This is a genomic window from Streptomyces sp. NPDC002884 (assembly GCF_040295245.1).
Lineage (GTDB): Bacteria > Actinomycetota > Actinomycetes > Streptomycetales > Streptomycetaceae > Streptomyces.
In genome coordinates this window covers 25695-42044 of the sequence record NZ_JBEOVB010000037.1, presented here as the reverse complement: position 1 = coordinate 42044, position 16350 = coordinate 25695, and the positions used below count along the sequence as shown (strand labels likewise).

The following is a 16350-nucleotide window of genomic DNA, read 5'->3' as shown; positions in this document are numbered from 1 at the left end:
GCGGGTGCCGGTGCGGGTTTGGCGGAGGTCGCGGCGGGTGCGGCCCGCGGCACGGGGTGTGGCCGTCGGGCGGCCCGGCCGGCCATGGCGCGGTACCACTGCTCGGCCTGCTCGTCCTCGTCACCCGGGCCGTCGGACGGCGCCGGCTTCGGGCGGGAGCCCCAGCCGAGGTCGTTGCGGGGTCCGGCCGGGTCGGTGTGCGGTTCGGCGGGACCGTCGTGGAACTCGTCGAGGGTGTCGAGGAGCTCGGCCAGGTCGGCGTGGTGCGGTGCGGCCGTACCGAGGCTGTTGCAGGGTTCGGCGGGATCGCGGGGAGCGTCGGCCTTGCGGGTCAGGTCGGCCCAGACCAGCAGGCCGGGCCCGTGTTCCTGGGCGCCCCAGGCGTGACAGAGGGCTTCGACGAGGAGCAGTCCCCTCCCGTGCTCCTCCTCGGGGCGCTGCGGGGAGGGATGGGGGTCACCCGGCGCGCATCCCTCGTCGCGCACGGCTATGCGGACCAGGTCGTCGCCGTCGTGCAGCTCGCAGACGACGACGTCGCTCGCGGTGTGCACGATCGCGTTGGTGACCAGCTCGGATATGACCAGGGCGGCGGTGTCGCAGGTGTCCTCGCACACCGACCAGCCGGTCAGCCGGGCCCTCGTCAGGCGTCTGGCCTGGGCGGGGGAACCCGGATGGGCGGCCAGTTCGAATCGGAACCGGCGCTCGGCAGCGGCCTGGTCTGGGCCTGCTCCCGCGCTGGCACCGAGACCCTGGGGGCGGCCTGCGGCGGCGTCTGTTCCTAAGGGCGCGGACGGAATCACGCTTGCCACTATCTCCCCGCCGTGAACACTTGGCAAGTGTCACTCTGAAAAATGCAGAGTGCTGTGTGACGCGGTGGGGGGCCGTGGCACACTGCTCGCAACAGCACGTTGAACGGCGCCAATTGGGATCGCTGAAGATCCGTACGGATTCGTACAGACCTTCGAATCGATCGTCGAGTGGCGCCGTAAGGCTGTCGGGATTCTTTTCGTGACCGGCCGGGTCGGGGCTCGTGCGGCCCCCGCGCGTGACCGGCCGGGCTCTTCGTGGAGGTGGAGCGTGAGCGAACCGCGGTCCGCGCCGACGGTCGGGCAGGTCGTCCTCGGTCGGCGCCTGCTGGACCTGCGGGAACGCGCCGGGCTCAAGCGCGAGGAAGCCGCCCGTATCCTGCGCGTCGCGCCCGCCACGGTCCGGCGCATGGAGATGGCCGAGGTCAGCCTCAAGATCCCGTACCTCCAGCTGCTGCTGAAGGCCTACGGGGTCACCGACGAGGAGGCCGAGGGCTTCGTCCAGCTCGCCGAGGACGCGAACAAGCCGGGCTGGTGGCAGCGGTTCCACGACGTCCTGCCCGGCTGGTTCTCGATGCACGTCAGCCTCGAGGGCGCCGCCGCCCTGATCCGCCAGTACGAGCCCCACTTCGTGCCCGGCCTGCTCCAGACGAAGGACTACGCGCGCGGCGTCCTGAAGTCCGGCGCCATCGGCCAGACCCGCCCGGAGGACATCGAGCGCCTCGTCGACCTGCGCATACAACGCCAGGACCTGCTCACCCGTCAGGACGCGCCCCGGCTGTGGGTCGTGATGGACGAGACGGTGCTGCGTCGCCCGGTCGGCGGCCCGGAGGTGATGCGCGCGCAGATCGACACCCTGCTCGAGGCCGCGAGGCTGCCCAATGTGACGTTGCAGGTCGCCCCGTTCGAGAACGGGCCGCATCCGGGCACGTACGGGCCCTTCGTGCTGTTCCGATTCGCCATGCCGGAGCTTCCGGACATGGTCTACAGCGAGTACCTGACCGGCGCCGTCTATCTCGACGCCCGCAGCGAGGTGGCGACCCACCTCGAGGTCATGGACCGCATGGCGGCGCAGGCCGCTACAGCACATCGCACGAAGGAGATCCTCCGGGATCTCCGCAAGGAGTTGTGAATGAATCACATCAGGATCCAGTCCAGGCCGAGGGTCCGCGCCCAGCGGATCTACAACGGCATGCCCGCCCGCGAACTGGGCAGCGAGGGCTGGCACAAGCCGTGGAGCGGCGGCAACGGAGGCAACTGCCTGGAAGCGATGAAGCTCGCCGACGGCCGGATCGCCGTCCGGCAGTCCACCGACCCCGACGGGCCGGCGCTGATCTACACCTCCGACGAGATGACGGCCTTCATCGAGGGCGCCAAGGCGGGGGAGGCGGACTTCCTGCTGTCCTGAACGGACCTGTCTGGCACCTTTTGCTCAGCTCACCCCCCACCCGTCCTTTCCCCACCGGTCCTTCCCCATCCCCGCTCACCCGTCCTTCGTCCTTCGTCCTTTTCTTCGCTCACCCGCCCTTGTCTTCGCTCAACTTCCCTAATTTGGTAATGACTTGAACAGTATCCGCGTCTCATGCTTACGGAGTGCCTCATGACCGGGCAGGACCCCACCGGAGCCGTCGAGACCGACACCGGCAAGCCCCGTCCCGCACGGATGTACGACTGGTACCTCGGGGGGAAGGACAACTGCCCGGTCGACGTGTGGGGGTACCGCCCATGCCTTTGAGGCAGTGGGGGAGGGCCGGCAGATGCTCGCCCTCGACCCGCGCGTGCCGGTGATGGCACGAGTCAACCGGGCCTTCATGCACCGCTCCACCCGCCGGCCGGCCGAGAACGGCGTACGGCGGTTCCTGGACCTCGGCCGGCCGGTGGCGCTGTCACCGGTCGCGCCGCTGCACTTCGTCTCCGACGAGGACGGCGCGCACGAGCCGGTGGCCGGCTGTTCGCCGCACTGCCCTCCGGCAGCTGTCTGATGACGACCCATGCCACCGCCGACTTCTCCCCGCAGGAGTCGGCGGCGGCCACGGCGAAGCCGAAGGCGGCGGGCGTCACCCTCGCTCTGCGCTCCCGCGAGGAGTCCAGCCGCTCCCGCGAGGAGTTCAGCCGCTTCTTCGACGGGCTCGACCTGGTCGAACCCGGCGTCGCGGTGGTTCCCGAGCGGCACCCCGAGCTCGGCGAACCGGTGCCGGGGCAGGACGACGGCGTGATCCCCGGCCGCGGGGCGGTGGGCCGCACGCGCTGAGGTTCGCCGTATCCGGGGCCGTGCGCGCCGTGGGACGTCCTCGGGACGCCCCACGGCGCGCCTCGTCCGGGGTCGGGCGCGCCTCACCCGGACGCGGAGCGCCACCGCGCGTCCGGCGGCGGCAGGATCCGGCACAGCGCGTCCAGCGCCGCCCCGTAGGCGTGCTCCGCCGGGGTCGCGTAGCCGACGACGAGTCCGTCCTCCGGCGCCATGTCGGTCGCCGGATGCCGGAAGGCGGCCAGGCCGTCCAGGGCGACGCCCTGCCAGGCGGCCGCCTTGAGCGCGGACCGCTCGGTGCCGGGCGGCAGCCGCAGCACCGCGTGCAGGCCGGCCGCGATCCCGGTGACCTCGACGTGCGGCGCCTGCGCGGCGAGCGCCTCGACCAGCCGGTCCCGGCGACCGCGGTACCGCTGCCGCATACGCCGCACATGACGGTCGTACGCCCCGGACACGATGAGGTCGGCCAGGCTCAGCTGGTCCAGGACGCTCGCCCAGGCCTCCCGCTCGCCCTTGGCCGCGAGGACGCCGTCGACATACCGCTCGGGCAGCACCATCCAGCCCAGGCGCAGCGCGGGCGACAGGCTCTTGCTGACCGAGCCGACGTAGATCACCCGTTCGGGATCGAGCCCCTGGACGGCGCCGACGGGCTTGCGGTCGTAGCGGAACTCCCCGTCGTAGTCGTCCTCGACGAGGACCCCGCCACGCGCGCGTGCCCAGTCGATCACAGCGGTCCGGCGGCTCGCGTGCAGGGGACCACCGGTCGGGAACTGGTGCGCGGGGGTGAGCAGCACCGCCCGCTCCCGATCCAGCCCCTCCACGCGCGCCCCGTCCGCGTCCAGCGGCAGCGGAGTCGTCCGCACGCCCGCCGCCGCCAGCAGCCCCCGGTGGAAGTCCAGGCCGTACGCCTCCACGGCCAGCGGACCGCGCGGGAGCCCGCCGCCCGGGGCGAACAGGAGACGCAGCGCATGGGCGAAGCCCGAGCAGATCACGATGCGCTCGGGCTCGGTGCGCACACCACGCGCGCGTGCCAGGTACTCGGTGAGGGCCTCCCGCAGTTCCCGGCGGCCGGCGGGGTCACCGGGACCGAACGCCTCGTTGGGTGCCTGCTGGAGGGCCCGCCGGTAGGAGGCCAGCCAGGCCGCGCGCGGGAACGACGACGCGTCCGGGGTGCCCTGCCGCAGGTCGTGCCGGGGGCCACGCGCGCGTGGCGGCGCCTTGACGGGCGTGCGCTCGGCGGGCCGCAGGGGCCCGGTCCGGTCGGCGACCCGTGTGCCGGAGCCCTGCCGGGCGGTCAGCCAGCCCTCCGCGACGAGTTCCGCGTACGCGTCGGCCACCGTGTTGCGCGCGACGCCGAGGTCGGCGGCGAGTGAACGGTACGGCGGCAGCCGGGTGCCGGGAGGCAGGCGCCCGCCGCGTACGGCCTCGCGCAGCGCCCGGATCAGAGCGGCCCGCCGACCGCCCGGACCGGCCAGCTCCACATGCAGGTCGGCGCCGATCCGCTCCGCGGAATTGACCCACGAATCCACCATGGAAATGCACCCTACAGGGGGTCTTTCCGGCCCGTAGGTTGAGGGACATGACGACGAACGCGACGACGGACACGACGACCGGCACGACCGGCACGACCGGTACCGGTGCGGCGGCGGTGGCCGGACGGTCCCGCCTCGACTTCGGGAAGGCCGCGGGCAAGGCGTTCCGCGCCCTCATCGGCTTCGACGCCGCCGCCCGCGAGGGCCTCGACCCGGCGCTCGTCGAACTGATCCAGATCCGCGCCTCGCACCTCAACCACTGCGCCTACTGCCTTCACCTGCACACGAGCGACGCCCGCAGGGCCGGCGAGAGCGAGGAGCGGCTGCACATGGTCGCCGTCTGGCGCGAGGCCCGCCACTTCTTCACGCAGAAGGAGCAGGCGGCCCTCGCGCTGACGGAGGCCGTCACGCTGGTGGCCGACGGCGGCGTCCCGGACGAGGTCTACGCCGAGGCCGCCGCCCGCTTCGACGAGCGGGAGCTCGCGCAGGTGCTGGCCCTGATCTGCACGATCAACACCTGGAACCGGGTGGCCCTGGCGACGGGGAAGCTGGCCGGCACGGACGAGCGCCGCTGAGACGACCCGGCCGGGCGCCGCCCCGGAGCCCGGCCACCCGGCGCCGGTCGCCGCGTCCGGGACTAGGTGCTCATCGGACGGTCGTACGGGCCGATCGGCGTCGGCAACCGTGAACTCCCCGTCAGATGGCGGTCGACGGCCGAGGCCACCGCCCGCCCCTCCGCGATGGCCCACACGATCAGCGACTGCCCACGCGCCGCGTCCCCCGCGGCGAACACGCCGGGGACGTTCGTCGCGAAGTCGGCGTCCCGCGCGATCGTGCCGCGCGGCTCCAGCGTCAGCCCCAGCTGCTCGACGAGCCCGTCCTCCCGGTCGGGCCCGGAGAAGCCGAGGGCGAGCAGCACGAGGTCGGCGGGGAGCGCCCGCGCGGTGCCGTCCACCGGCCTGCGCCGCGCGTCGACCTCGACGAGGTGCAGCGACTGTACGTGGCCGGCCCCGTCGCCGGTGAAGCGGAGCGTGGACGCCGCGAACAGCCGCGCGTCCGCGTCCGCCGCCGGCGCCGACTCCAGATCGCGCGCCTCCTCGTGCGCCGCCGAGAGCCGGTAGATCTTCGGATACGTCGGCCACGGGTCGGTGTCCTCGTCGCGCTGCGCACCGGGCTGCGCGTAGATGTCCAGCTGGGTCACGGACGCGGCGCCCTCGCGCACCGCCGTGCCCAGACAGTCGGCGCCCGTGTCGCCACCGCCGACGATGACGACGTGCTTTCCGGCGGCGGACATCGGGGACGACTCCAGGTCCCCCTCGCCCACCCGGTTGGCCAGCGGCAGATACTCCATCGCCTGCTGTATGCCGGTCAACTCCCGCCCCGGAACGTGCAGTTCCCGCCAGTCGGTCGCCCCGGTGGCGATCACCACGGCATCGTGGCGGATCCGCAGATCCGCGGCCATGACATCGCGCCCGATGGTGGTCGAGGTGCGGAACTTCGTGCCCTCGGCCCGCATCTGCTCGATCCGGCGCTCCAGGTGGTGCTTCTCCATCTTGAAGGAGGGGATCCCGTACCGCATCAGTCCGCCGATCCGGTCGTCCTTCTCGTAGACGGCGACCGTGTGCCCGGCCCGGGTCAGCTGCTGTGCCGCGGCGAGCCCGGCGGGCCCGGAACCGATCACCGCGACCGTCTTGCCGGACAGCCGGTCCGGCGGCCGCGGCGGCGTGAGACCGTCAGCCCAGGCCCGGTCGGCGATGGCGACCTCGACGTTCTTGATGGTGACGGCCGGCTGGTTGATGGCGAGGACGCACCCGGCCTCGCACGGTGCCGGGCACAACCGGCCGGTGAACTCGGGGAAGTTGTTCGTCGCGTGCAGCCGGTCGCTCGCCGCCCGCCAGTCCTCCCGGGACACCAGGTCGTTCCACTCGGGGATCAGGTTGCCGAGCGGACAGGCGTCGTGACAGAACGGGACGCCGCAGTCCATACAACGGTCGGCCTGCTTGCTCACGATGGGCAGCAGCGCCCCGGGGACGTACACCTCGTCCCAGTCCCGCACCCGCTCCTCGACCGGCCGCCGGGGCCAGTCCTCGCGGGGCGTGGTCATGAATCCCTTGGGATCGGCCATGGGCGTCTTCCTCGCGTACGCGTACGACAGGCCGAGCGTCATCGGGCGGCACTCTTCCGGCCACGATACGTCGCGTCGGCCGCCCGTGCAGAGCGGCGGACAGCGCTTTCCGCGGTGGGCGTCCGGTACGTCGCCGGTGGGCGTCCGTTACGTCGCCGGGCGTCCGTGTCCGCGTCCGGTCAGACCAGGGCCAGGACGTACACGACCGCCGAGGCCCCGGACGCGACCGCGCGCACGTGGTTCCACCGCGTCCACTCACGCAGATAGGCCGGCCAGTACGTGACGGCCTCCGGCGTGCCCGGGTCCAGCTTCGCCAGTGCCTCGTTGCGCGGCACGTTGGCCGTCACGGTCACCCCGAACGCGCCGCACAGGTACAGCGCGCTGCCCAGCAGCAGGTGGACCGTGCCCTCGTCCGGCCACAGCACGAAGGTCACCACGGCGATCACCGCGCACACCGCCGCCGCACCGAGGAACAGGACCATGAACACGGGGGTCGTCGCCGAGGAGTTGATCGCGTTCATCGCCGCGACGCCCTGCGCGGGCGGCAGCGCGGCGAGCCCCCGCATCACCAGGACCGAGAAGGCGCAGAAGACCCCGGCCATCAGCCCCGCGGTCAGAGTGCCCGCCAGCGCGAGCGCCTCATAGGGTCCATCGATCATGACAACGTCAACTCCCACCCGTAGTGCCGAGATCCTGCCCGGGTCCGTCCCCCACCTCAAGTGAAATCCCGTTTCATGATCGGCGACCATGGCCGAAACCCGCCGGGGCATGTGCGGACGTCCATCAAGGTCGCCGTTCGGACTCCCGAACCGTCTCGTACGTCCCGTCGCCTCCCTCCCGCCACATCCGTATCCGGGCCTCCACGTCCGCCGCGATCCGCCGGCGCGCCTCGTGCCGGGGCATGCCGCTCATCAGCAGCCGGTCGTACGGCGTGTCCAGATGCCGTACGGACGCCACGACCGCGGAGACGACGGCTCCCTCGGACAACGCCCGCCCGGCGGAGCTGCGTCCCACCCGGCCACTGCCCCGCAGGGAGGCGTGCGCGGCGATCCCGCGCGCCCGGTCTCCCGGGCAGCCGGGAAGCAGCCGCAGGATCTCCGCCGCGAACGCCTCCGCGAAGCGCTCGTCCTGCGCCGCCCGGCGCCGCGCGTCCCGGGCCCGGCGCCGCCGCCGTGACTCGGCGTCCGCCAGGCACCGCTCCTCGGCCCGCGCGAGCGCCGCCTCCTCCACCAGGACGCCCTGGCGCTCGTAACGCCCCTTGCGCCGGTTGAACCGGACCACCACCGCCGACAGCCCGCTCTCCTCCCGCGACCTGCGGGTCAGCGCCGTGTCACCGCGCGGCAGGAACACCAGGTGTCCCAGATCGGCGCAGTCGAGGCAGCGCGGCGCGGCGTCCTCGAGGACCAGCATCGGCAGCGGCCCGCGACGGCACCCGGCGCAGTACTTGCGCCGGAGCGGCTGGACGACGAGGAACCCGGTGCGGGGCGCGGGAGCGGTGAGGGCTGCGGCTGCCATACGGCCTTCATGCCCCCTGGCGCACACGGCAGCACCTGGCCACCGGCCCGTGGCCGGATGAACGGCGGCCGATGCAAATGGCCGATGAACGGCGGCCGATGCAAGCAGCCGGTGCTAATGGCCGATGGCGGGCGCCGATGGAAGTGGTCGATGGAGGCGGCCGCGGGGCTCAGGTCGCGGACGAACGATGGCCGCCGGGTGCAGGTCGCCGGACGCAGGCCACAGCGGGCGAGGCGGGCGAGCCGGGGACGAGGGGACCGAGCCGGGGGCGAGGGGCACGTCCGCCGCGGACGTGGTCGGACCGGCGTTTGACGCATCATGGGCCGGGTGCGACTCGAAGCGATCACCTGGGAACGGCTCGGCGACCTCCTCGCCGAGCGGCTGCTCGACCTGAAGCCCGACGACGGCATCCGTTGGCCACGCATCGCCTTCGACGCCGCCCCGGCCGCCCGTCCCGGAGACCTCGCCGAGCGGGTCGCCGGGGCACTGCACACCCGTGGCCGCCCCTCACGGGTCGTGGACACCCACGGCTTCCTGCGCCCCGCCTCCCTCCGCCTGGAGTACGGCCGTCACGATGTGGACGCCTACTACGACGGCTGGTTCGACACCGGCGCCCTGTGGCGCGAGGTGTTCGATCCCCTCGAACCCGGCGGCGACGGACGGATCCTGCCCGATCTCCGGGACCCCGTCACCGACCGTGCCACCCGCAGCCCCTACGTCCCCCTTCCGCCCGGCGGCTTCCTGCTGCTGCACGGCCCCTTTCTGCTGCGGCACTGGTTCCCCTTCGACCTGACCGTCCACGTCCTCCTCTCCCCGCCGGCCCTGCGCCGGCGCACCCCGGAAGCCGACCGATGGACGCTGCCCGCCTTCGAGCGATACGTCCAGGACACCGATCCGGCCGCCGCGGCCGATGTCCTCGTCCGCGCCGACGACCCCCGCCATCCGGCCTGGGGCGGCTGACCCGTAGCCGGCGAACCGCGGGACGACACCGCTCTGTTCCGAGGGGCCGCGGGAGCCGGTGGGGGCCAGGGGGAGCCAGGCGGGAGCCACGGGGAGCCGTGGGGGAGCAGCGGGGGAGCCGTGGGGCGGAACGCCGATGCCTGCTGCCGTGCTCCGGGTGCGGGCGCAGGGTGGCGCGGCAAGAATGAAGGGCGCCGGGACTAGCGGTGCCCCCCGTGCCGCGCCGGCCGTCCGGCACCGGGAGATACTTCATGACCACCGCCGCAGACATCATGCACCGGGGCGCTCAGTGGATCCCCGCCCACGAGACCCTCGACCGCGCCGCCCAGCTGATGCGCGAACTGAACGTCGGCGCGCTGCCCATCAGCGACGAGAACGAGCGGCTCTGCGGGATCCTCACCGACCGGGACATCGTCGTCGGCTGCGTGGCCATGGGGCACGACCCCGCCAAGGTCACGGCAGGCGAGATGGCCCAGGGCACACCGCGCTGGATCGACGCGGGCGCCGACGTCGGCGAGGTGCTCCAGGAGATGCAGGAACACCAGATCCGCCGGCTGCCCGTCATCGACAACAAGCGCCTGGTGGGCATGATCAGCGAGGCCGACCTCGCCCGGCACCTGCCCGAGGAGCAGATCGCCACCTGGGCCGAGACCGTCTACGCCAGGTCCGGCCCCGTCCGGCACTGACATCCGGCCCCGTCCGGCACTGACAGCGTTGCCCCGGCCGGAGCGGTCGCTCAGAGCCAGCCGTTGCGCCGGAAGCCGCGGTAGAGGACCCAGCAGGCGACGGATATCACGCCGAGGACCAGGGGGTAGCCGAACCTCCAGTGCAGCTCCGGCATGTGGTCGAAGTTCATGCCGTACACCCCGCAGACCATGGTCGGCACGGCGATCACCGCGGCCCAGGCCGTGATCTTGCGCATGTCCTCGTTCTGCGCGACCGTGACCTGCGCCAGGTGCGCCTGAAGGATCGAGTTGAGCAGCTCGTCGAAGGCGGCGATCTGTTCCGTGGCACGCAGCAGGTGGTCGGAGACGTCCCGGAAGTAGGCCTGTATCTCCGGATCGATCACCCGGACCGGCCGGTCCGCGAGGTCCAGCAGTGGACGACCGAGCGGTACCACCGCCCGTTTCAGCTCGAGGAGTTCACGCTTGAGCTGGTAGATGCGACCCGGATCCGCCCGTGCGCCGTTCGCCGCGAAGACGTCCGTCTCGACCTTGTCGATGTCCTCCTGTACGGAGTCGATGACATTGAGGTAGTCGTCCACCACATGGTCCGCGATCGCGTGCAGCACCGCCGAAGGCCCCTTGCCCAGCTGAGTCGTGTCGGACTCCAGCTCCTCGCGCAGCGGGCCCAGCGAACCGTGCCGCCCGTGGCGCACCGTGATCACGAAGTCCCGGCCGACGAACACCATGATCTCGCCGGTGTTGACCACCTCACTGGTCTCGGTGAGCTCCTCGTGCTCGACGTAGCAGACCGTCTTGAACACCGCGAACAAGGTCTCCCCGTACCGCTCGACCTTCGGTCGCTGATGAGCCTCGACGGCGTCCTCGACGGCCAGCGGATGCAGGTCGAAGAGCTCGGCGATGCCGGCGAACTCGTCGTTCGTCGGCTCGTGCAGGCCGAGCCAGACGAAACCGTGGCCGTGCTTGCGCACCCGTTCCACCGTGTCGACCAGATCGCCGCCGCGCGGGGCCCGGACGCCGTCCCGGTACGCCACGCAGTTCACCACCGAGGAGCCCAGCGGGGACCGCGCGGGGTGACTCAGGTCGACCTTCGGACGTCGCCGGGCCAACCGCGCCACCCTGCGCAGGCCGCCGACCCCTCCGAGGCCGGTGACCTTCCGCAGATTCCCCGCCATGGTCATCTGGGTCTCCTTGCGTGTATCTCCGCGGACCGCGCTCCCGCGTCCTGGCGCGCCAGTCTGCCAGGCCCGCGTATGCCGAGGGTAAGCCTGTGGAAAGGGGTGGTTCCGCCGTGTTCCCGCCTGTGGACGACGGGTACCGCGGACCGTTCGCGGGACGGGTGACCGGCCGTTCCCGGTACGGGTTCCCGGTGTCGCCGACCGCACCGGGCCGGGCTGTCCCGTACCCCGTCCCGGCCGCGTCGACGACCTCCGCGGAGCGGGACAACTGGGATGATCGGCGCATGACGCGATCCGACGGGTACCTCCTCGACAACCGGCAGCCCGAGACGGGGGAACGCTTCGACGCCTTCGCCGCCCTCTTCGACGCCACGACGTTCCGTCACTTCGAGGCGCTCGGGGTCGGGCCCGGCTGGCGCTGCTGGGAGGCCGGCGCCGGCGGCACCTCCGTGGTGTCCTGGCTGGCGAAGAAGGTCGGCCCGACGGGCAAGGTCCTCGCGACCGACATCGACACCTCCCTGCTGACGTCGCCCGCCCGCCCGCCGGTCGAGGTGCGCGTCCACGACCTCGGCACCGAGGAGCCGCCGATGGAGGGCTTCGACCTGGTGCACGCCCGGCTCGTGCTGGTCCATGTGCCGGACCGGGAAAGGGCGTTGCGATCGATGGTCACATCCCTGCGGCCGGGCGGACGGCTCCTGATCGAGGACGGCGACCCCGCCCTCCAGCCCCTGCTCTGCCCCGACGAACGCGGTCCCGAACAGCAACTGGCGAACCGCTTGCGGCACGGCTTCCGCAAGCTCCTGGCCGGCCGGGGCGCCGACCTCTCCTACGGTCGCAAGCTCCCGCGTCTGCTCCGCGAGGCCGGGCTCCGCCGGGTCGAGGCCGACGCGTACTTCCCCGTCACCTCACCCGCCTGCGCGGCCCTGGAGTCCGCGACGGTCCGCCAGATCCGCGCCGGACTCGTCAAAGCGGGCCTCGCGACCGACGAGGACATCGACCGGCATCTGGCGAACGTCGCGTCCGGGGGCATGGACCTGGCCACGGCGCCCATGATCTCGGCGTGGGGACGCAAGGGATAGGGCGTGGGGACGCAAGGGGCAGGAGAGGGAAGCGGGTAGGAGGCGTGCGCGGTGACGGCGTGCGGGGCAGACGGCGTCAGCGGCGGGCGGGGTGGGACCCGCCGGAGGCGACCCGGTTCGCCGCCCGGCGCGGAGCCCTCAGCCGGCGTGGGCCCGGTACGTCGCCGTCGTCGCGCCGTCGCCCCGCGCGGGTGGTCTGCCGCCCACACGTTCCACCGCCCTGGCCCCCGCCCGGCACCCCTCGGCCGCCGCGGCACCCGTATCGGCGCCCGCGAGCAACGCGGCGAGGAACGCTCCCGTGAAGGCGTCGCCGGCCCCCGTGGTGTCCATGGGCGTCGCCGGAGCGGCGGGGACACGGGCGAGCACAGCGCCGTCACGGGCCACCAGCGCGCCGTCGGCGCCCTCCTTGGACACCACCAGCGGGACCAGGCGGCTCAGCGCGGCCGCCGCGCCCGCCCCGTCGAGCAGCCCGGTCAGCAGACAGGCCTCGGCGCGGCTGGGCAGCAGCACGTCCACCCCCTCGACCAGGGACAGCCAGCGGTCGACGCCCAGGTCCACCAGGAAGCCCGCCGACGCCGGATCGAGGCTCACCGGCACTCCACGCGCGCGTGCCGCCGCCTTCGCCGTACCCACCAGCGCACGCCCGGACTCCGAGAACAGCAGGTAGCCCGACAGGTGCAGTCGGCCGACCCCGTCCAGGAGCCCGTCCGACCAGTCGCCGGGCTCGAGCCGCAGGGACGCGCCGCTGTCGGTGAGGAACGTCCGCTCGGCCGCGGCACCGGTGTCGACCAGGCAGATCACCGTCCCCGTGGTCGCCTGCGGGTCGACGACGAGCCGGGGCCGCACCCCGCAGGCGGTCAGTTCCCGTTCGTGCCAGGCCGCCGACTCCGCGCCCACCCGGCCGAGGAGCCGTACGTCCGCGCACCCCCAGTGCGCCGCCCAGCACGCCACGTTGGCGCCCGCCCCGCCCGGCAGGGTCCGGATCACGGAGGCCGTGTCCGTGCCCGGAGCGAGCGGGCCGTGATGGCGGGCGACGATGTCCGTCACGACGTCCCCGACGACCAGCAGCGCCCCGCTTCCCGAGTCGCCGGCCGCGGTCGCCCCCTGCGCCCTTCCGCCCGGGCCGGAGCGCGAGCCCCTCCCCGTCCCCGGATCCGGCCCCGGATCACACCGCGACCCCGGCCTCGCATCCGCCTCCGCCTCCGCATCCGCATCCGCTTCCCGGATCGGCTCGCCGGGGTCGCCCCGGCCGCCGTCCGTCCCGTCCGGGCGCGCGGTCATGCCTCGGCCCACGCCGTCGCGATCCGCGCCGCCAGTCGCACATTGCCGCGCACCGCCGCCAGATTGGCGCTCAGGGACGCGCCGTCGGTGTGCCGGACCAGGTAGTCGAGCAGGAACGGCGTGACGCCCTGGCCGGTGACGCCGGCCTCCTCGCACGCGTGCAGCGCGTCGGCGAGCACACGCGCGTGCAGCTCGGGATCCAGCTGCTCCTCCTCGGGGACCGGGTTGGCGACGATCAGCGCGGACTGCGGTACGCCGAGCGCGTCCTGAGCCCGCATCACGTCGGCCACCTGCCGCGGGGACCGCACCGTCCAGTCCACGGGATGTCCCGAGTCGGACAGGTAGAACCCCGGGAAGCGCTCGGTGCCGTACCCGGCGACGGCGACGCCCAGTGTCTCCAGCCGCTGGAGGGTCGCCGGCACGTCCAGGATCGACTTCACCCCCGCGCACACGACCGTGATCCGGGTGCTCGCCAGCAGGCCCAGGTCGGCCGACTCGTCCTGGGTGACCGTCCACTCCCGGTGCACCCCGCCGAGCCCGCCCGTCGCGAACACGCGCACCCCCGCGAGCGCCGCCAGCAGGGCCGTGGCCGAGACGGTGGTCGCCCCGCTCGCCCCCGAGGCCACGGCGAGCGGCAGGTCGCGATGGCCCAGCTTGCGGAACCCGTCCTCGTTGGCGACCCGATCCAACTGGTCCTTGTCCAGGCCGACATGGGGCCGTCCGTCCAGCACGGCGATCGTCGCCGGCACGGCGCCCTCCGCCCGTACGACCGCCTCCAGCTCCAGCGCCACCTGGAGGTTGCGCGGGCGGGGCAGCCCGTGCGAGATGATCGTGGACTCCAGGGCCACCACGGGTCGACGCGCGTCGACCGCGTCCCGCACCTCTTCCGACACCACCAGCACCACGCGCCCGCCTCCTGTCCGTCGGTCTCCCCTCATCTCTGGCGGGCGGCGCGCCCGGTCAAACCCTTGCGGCCTGTGGGGCAGGACACCAGCCTGGACGTATGACGGACAACACGACACGTCTCGACCACGTCGTCCTGTGGGTGCACGACCCGATCGCCGCCGCCGACTTCTACGAGAAGGCCGTCGGCCTGGAGCCCGTACGGCTCACCGAGTTCGCCGCCGGCGAGGAACCGTTTCCCTCCGTACGCGTCAACGACGAGGCCCTCCTCGACCTCATGCCGTTGTCGATGGCCGAGCGGATGAGGATGCTCCCCGGCGCCGCCGAGAGCGCGGGGCACCCGGTGAACCACGTCTGCCTCGCCCTGCCGCAGGGCGGCTTCGACGCGCTGCTCGCCCGCCTGGAGGAGCGCTCCGTCCCGGTCTCGGACGTCTCGCAGGGATCCTTCGGCGCCCGCGGCGAGGCCACACGCAGCTTCTACTTCCGTGACCCGGACGGCAACGTCATCGAGGCACGGCACTACGACCGACCTCGCCACGACTGACCCTGCCCCGACTGCCGTACCTCGGCTGTAGTACCTGCGGCTGCCGTACCCCGGCTGCCGTTCCCGCGGGTGCCGTACCCGCGACCGGCACAGCCGGCTGTCGTACCTGCAGCTGTCGTACCTACGGCTGTCGTACGCCCGGTGGGCTGTCCGCGACCGTCCCGGTCCTGTCCTCGTTCCTGCTCCCGGTCCGGGTGAAGAGCACCAGGGCGGCCAGCGGGACGAGCAGAACCGCCGCGGCGAGGTTGAGCCACGCGTAGCTCGCCTGCGCGACGATCAGCCCCGCGAGCGCTCCGCCGAACCCCGCCGAGGTGTTCATGGTGAGGTCGGAGAGCCCCTGGGCGGCGGCCCGCGCGGACTGCGGAACCGCGTCCGTCAGCAGCGCGGAACCCGACACGAGCCCGGCCGACCAGCCCAGCCCCAGCACGAAGAGCCCGGCGGCGGTCTGCCCGTGGCTGCCGCCCGCCGTCCCCGCCAGGAACATCGCGACGGCCAGCAGCCCGGCCGCGAGTCCCGCCACCGAGAGCCGTCCCACCCGGTCCGCCAGCCGTCCCATCAGCGGCGCGAACGCGTACATGCCCGCGATGTGCCCGCTGATGACCAGTCCGATCAGATCGATGCCCGCGCCGTGGTGGGCGAGGTCGAGCGGGGTCATCGACATGACCGAGACCATCGTCGTGTGCGACACGGCCACCGTCACCAGCGCGAGCCGTGCGCGGGGCGAGGCGGAGACGGCAGCCAGCCCGGCGCGCAGGGAACGGGCCTGCGGGGACCGCTCCTCCTCCGGCGCGAGCGCGCGGGCCGTCAGCAGTGGGTCGGGGCGCAGCAGCACGGCGACCAGGACGGCCGATATGACGAAGATCCCGGCCGCCCACAGGAAGGGGCCCGCCGCCGCGGGTATCCCGAGTCCGGCGACGCTCCGGCCGGCCGGCGCGGCGATGTTCGGGCCCAGGACGGCGCCGATGGTGGTCGCCCACACCACGTTCGAGATGGCCCGGGCACGCCGCTGCGGTTCGGCGAGGTCGGCGGCGGCGAACCGCGCCTGGAGGTTCGCCGAGGAGGCCGCGCCGAAAGCGGCCATGCCGCACAGCAGCAGGGGGTACTTCCCGGCCCGCGCCGCCACCACGACGACACAGGCGCCCAGAGCGCCCACCAGATAGGCCAGCACCAGCCCGGGCCGGCGCCCGCGCGCGGTCATCAGCGCGGCCATCGGCATCGACAGCACGGCCGTACCGGCGACGGTGGCGGTGGGGGCGAGTCCGGACAGTGCCTCGGTGCCGCTGACCTGTTGGGCCAGTACGGCGGAGAGCGCGATGCCGGTGGCGACGCCGAGCCCGCCGAGGATCTGGCTCGCGACCAGTACCGCGGTGGTGCGGCGCCGCAGCGCGGGCAGGAGAGCGGCGTCGACGGGCGCGGCGGCGGCGCGCTCGACGGCGGTCACGGACCGCGCCGGACCGTCGTGAGGCGGTGGTGGGGACCTGGAGATGTGGTCACCG

General features: G+C 73.2%; 15 protein-coding genes and 2 pseudogenes. 8 read left to right on the top strand and 9 right to left on the bottom strand.

The genetic code is table 11. From position 1 onward, the window contains the following. Positions 1 to 110: 110 nt before the first annotated feature. Positions 111 to 836 (bottom strand): annotated as a pseudogene (locus tag ABT070_RS39525) (ATP-binding protein); the annotation flags it as partial. A gap of 241 nt (positions 837 to 1077) precedes the next feature. Between ABT070_RS39525 and ABT070_RS39520 the strand changes: the two are divergent. The 3 genes and pseudogenes from ABT070_RS39520 to ABT070_RS39510 all read left to right on the top strand — a co-directional run bounded on the left by ABT070_RS39520 (position 1078) and on the right by ABT070_RS39510 (position 3057). Continuing rightward, positions 1078 to 1938 (top strand): Sco1979 family transcriptional regulator, encoded by an 861-nt coding sequence (locus tag ABT070_RS39520; RefSeq protein ID WP_351767764.1) that lies wholly within the window; start codon positions 1078 to 1080, stop codon positions 1936 to 1938. After that, the gene (locus tag ABT070_RS39515; RefSeq protein WP_351767763.1) at positions 1939 to 2214 is read left to right on the top strand and encodes a DUF397 domain-containing protein; all 276 of its coding nucleotides are present in this window, start codon (positions 1939 to 1941) and stop codon (positions 2212 to 2214) included. It abuts the gene before it with no gap. 192 nt (positions 2215 to 2406) lie between these two features. Next, a pseudogene (locus ABT070_RS39510) lies at positions 2407 to 3057 on the top strand (SAM-dependent methyltransferase). A gap of 83 nt (positions 3058 to 3140) precedes the next feature. Here the strand turns inward: ABT070_RS39510 and pdxR are convergent. Beyond that, complete coding sequence (pdxR, locus tag ABT070_RS39505) at positions 3141 to 4586, bottom strand: MocR-like pyridoxine biosynthesis transcription factor PdxR (RefSeq protein WP_351767762.1); 1446 nt, start codon at positions 4584 to 4586, stop codon at positions 3141 to 3143. Between the two features lie 47 nt (positions 4587 to 4633). Between pdxR and ABT070_RS39500 the strand changes: the two genes are divergently transcribed. Next, on the top strand, positions 4634 to 5161 hold the full coding sequence (locus tag ABT070_RS39500; RefSeq protein WP_351767761.1) for a carboxymuconolactone decarboxylase family protein: 528 nt from the start codon (positions 4634 to 4636) through the stop codon (positions 5159 to 5161). A 62-nt stretch (positions 5162 to 5223) separates the two neighbouring features. Here the strand turns inward: ABT070_RS39500 and ABT070_RS39495 are convergent, their stop codons facing one another. The 3 genes from ABT070_RS39495 to ABT070_RS39485 form a co-directional block, all read right to left on the bottom strand. After that, positions 5224 to 6711, bottom strand: a complete 1488-nt coding sequence (locus tag ABT070_RS39495) for a glutamate synthase subunit beta (RefSeq protein ID WP_351767792.1) — start codon at positions 6709 to 6711, stop codon at positions 5224 to 5226. 179 nt (positions 6712 to 6890) lie between these two features. Then, positions 6891 to 7370, bottom strand: a complete 480-nt coding sequence (locus ABT070_RS39490; RefSeq protein ID WP_351767760.1) for an anthrone oxygenase family protein — start codon at positions 7368 to 7370, stop codon at positions 6891 to 6893. 124 nt (positions 7371 to 7494) lie between these two features. Further along, the gene (locus tag ABT070_RS39485) at positions 7495 to 8226 is read right to left on the bottom strand and encodes a DUF2293 domain-containing protein (protein ID WP_351767759.1); all 732 of its coding nucleotides are present in this window, start codon (positions 8224 to 8226) and stop codon (positions 7495 to 7497) included. A 318-nt stretch (positions 8227 to 8544) separates the two neighbouring features. Between ABT070_RS39485 and ABT070_RS39480 the strand changes: the two genes are divergently transcribed. Together ABT070_RS39480 and ABT070_RS39475 are read left to right on the top strand one after the other, a co-directional pair. Continuing rightward, positions 8545 to 9186, top strand: a complete 642-nt coding sequence (locus ABT070_RS39480; RefSeq protein ID WP_351767758.1) for a nucleoside/nucleotide kinase family protein — start codon at positions 8545 to 8547, stop codon at positions 9184 to 9186. Between the two features lie 251 nt (positions 9187 to 9437). Next, entirely contained in the window at positions 9438 to 9872 is a 435-nt protein-coding gene (locus tag ABT070_RS39475) for a CBS domain-containing protein (protein ID WP_351767757.1), read from the top strand. Between the two features lie 50 nt (positions 9873 to 9922). Here the strand turns inward: ABT070_RS39475 and ABT070_RS39470 are convergent, their stop codons facing one another. Then, entirely contained in the window at positions 9923 to 11050 is a 1128-nt protein-coding gene (locus ABT070_RS39470) for a magnesium and cobalt transport protein CorA (RefSeq protein WP_351767756.1), read from the bottom strand. Positions 11051 to 11331: 281 nt separating this feature from the next. Between ABT070_RS39470 and ABT070_RS39465 the strand changes: the two genes are divergently transcribed. Next, positions 11332 to 12126, top strand: coding sequence for a methyltransferase (locus tag ABT070_RS39465; RefSeq protein WP_351767755.1), 795 nt, complete (start codon positions 11332 to 11334; stop codon positions 12124 to 12126). 138 nt (positions 12127 to 12264) lie between these two features. Here the strand turns inward: ABT070_RS39465 and ABT070_RS39460 are convergent, their stop codons facing one another. Both ABT070_RS39460 and ABT070_RS39455 read right to left on the bottom strand, forming a co-directional pair. Continuing rightward, the gene (locus ABT070_RS39460) at positions 12265 to 13194 is read right to left on the bottom strand and encodes a carbohydrate kinase family protein (RefSeq protein WP_351767791.1); all 930 of its coding nucleotides are present in this window, start codon (positions 13192 to 13194) and stop codon (positions 12265 to 12267) included. A 209-nt stretch (positions 13195 to 13403) separates the two neighbouring features. After that, on the bottom strand, positions 13404 to 14312 hold the full coding sequence (locus ABT070_RS39455) for a pseudouridine-5'-phosphate glycosidase (protein ID WP_351767754.1): 909 nt from the start codon (positions 14310 to 14312) through the stop codon (positions 13404 to 13406). A gap of 98 nt (positions 14313 to 14410) precedes the next feature. On the opposite strand from ABT070_RS39455, the gene ABT070_RS39450 reads away from it, so the two are divergent. Further along, the gene (locus tag ABT070_RS39450; RefSeq protein WP_351767753.1) at positions 14411 to 14854 is read left to right on the top strand and encodes a VOC family protein; all 444 of its coding nucleotides are present in this window, start codon (positions 14411 to 14413) and stop codon (positions 14852 to 14854) included. A gap of 121 nt (positions 14855 to 14975) precedes the next feature. On the opposite strand, the gene ABT070_RS39445 is transcribed toward ABT070_RS39450, so the two are convergent. After that, positions 14976 to 16295 carry an MFS transporter gene (locus ABT070_RS39445; RefSeq protein WP_351767752.1) on the bottom strand — a complete coding sequence of 440 codons (1320 nt, stop codon included), beginning with the start codon at positions 16293 to 16295 and terminating at the stop codon, positions 14976 to 14978. Between the last annotated feature and the right edge of the window lie 55 nt (positions 16296 to 16350).

Excerpts from the sequence above, each read along its gene's own strand:
- ABT070_RS39515 (WP_351767763.1), top strand. The coding sequence starts at position 1,939 with ATGAATCACATCAGGATCCAGTCCAGGCCGAGGGTCCGCGCCCAGCGG.
- pdxR (WP_351767762.1), bottom strand. The coding sequence starts at position 4,586 with ATGGTGGATTCGTGGGTCAATTCCGCGGAGCGGATCGGCGCCGACCTG.
- ABT070_RS39500 (WP_351767761.1), top strand. The coding sequence starts at position 4,634 with ATGACGACGAACGCGACGACGGACACGACGACCGGCACGACCGGCACG.
- ABT070_RS39495 (WP_351767792.1), bottom strand. The coding sequence starts at position 6,711 with ATGGCCGATCCCAAGGGATTCATGACCACGCCCCGCGAGGACTGGCCC.
- ABT070_RS39490 (WP_351767760.1), bottom strand. The coding sequence starts at position 7,370 with ATGATCGATGGACCCTATGAGGCGCTCGCGCTGGCGGGCACTCTGACC.
- ABT070_RS39485 (WP_351767759.1), bottom strand. The coding sequence starts at position 8,226 with ATGGCAGCCGCAGCCCTCACCGCTCCCGCGCCCCGCACCGGGTTCCTC.
- ABT070_RS39480 (WP_351767758.1), top strand. The coding sequence starts at position 8,545 with ATGGGCCGGGTGCGACTCGAAGCGATCACCTGGGAACGGCTCGGCGAC.
- ABT070_RS39475 (WP_351767757.1), top strand. The coding sequence starts at position 9,438 with ATGACCACCGCCGCAGACATCATGCACCGGGGCGCTCAGTGGATCCCC.
- ABT070_RS39470 (WP_351767756.1), bottom strand. The coding sequence starts at position 11,050 with ATGACCATGGCGGGGAATCTGCGGAAGGTCACCGGCCTCGGAGGGGTC.
- ABT070_RS39465 (WP_351767755.1), top strand. The coding sequence starts at position 11,332 with ATGACGCGATCCGACGGGTACCTCCTCGACAACCGGCAGCCCGAGACG.
- ABT070_RS39450 (WP_351767753.1), top strand. The coding sequence starts at position 14,411 with ATGACGGACAACACGACACGTCTCGACCACGTCGTCCTGTGGGTGCAC.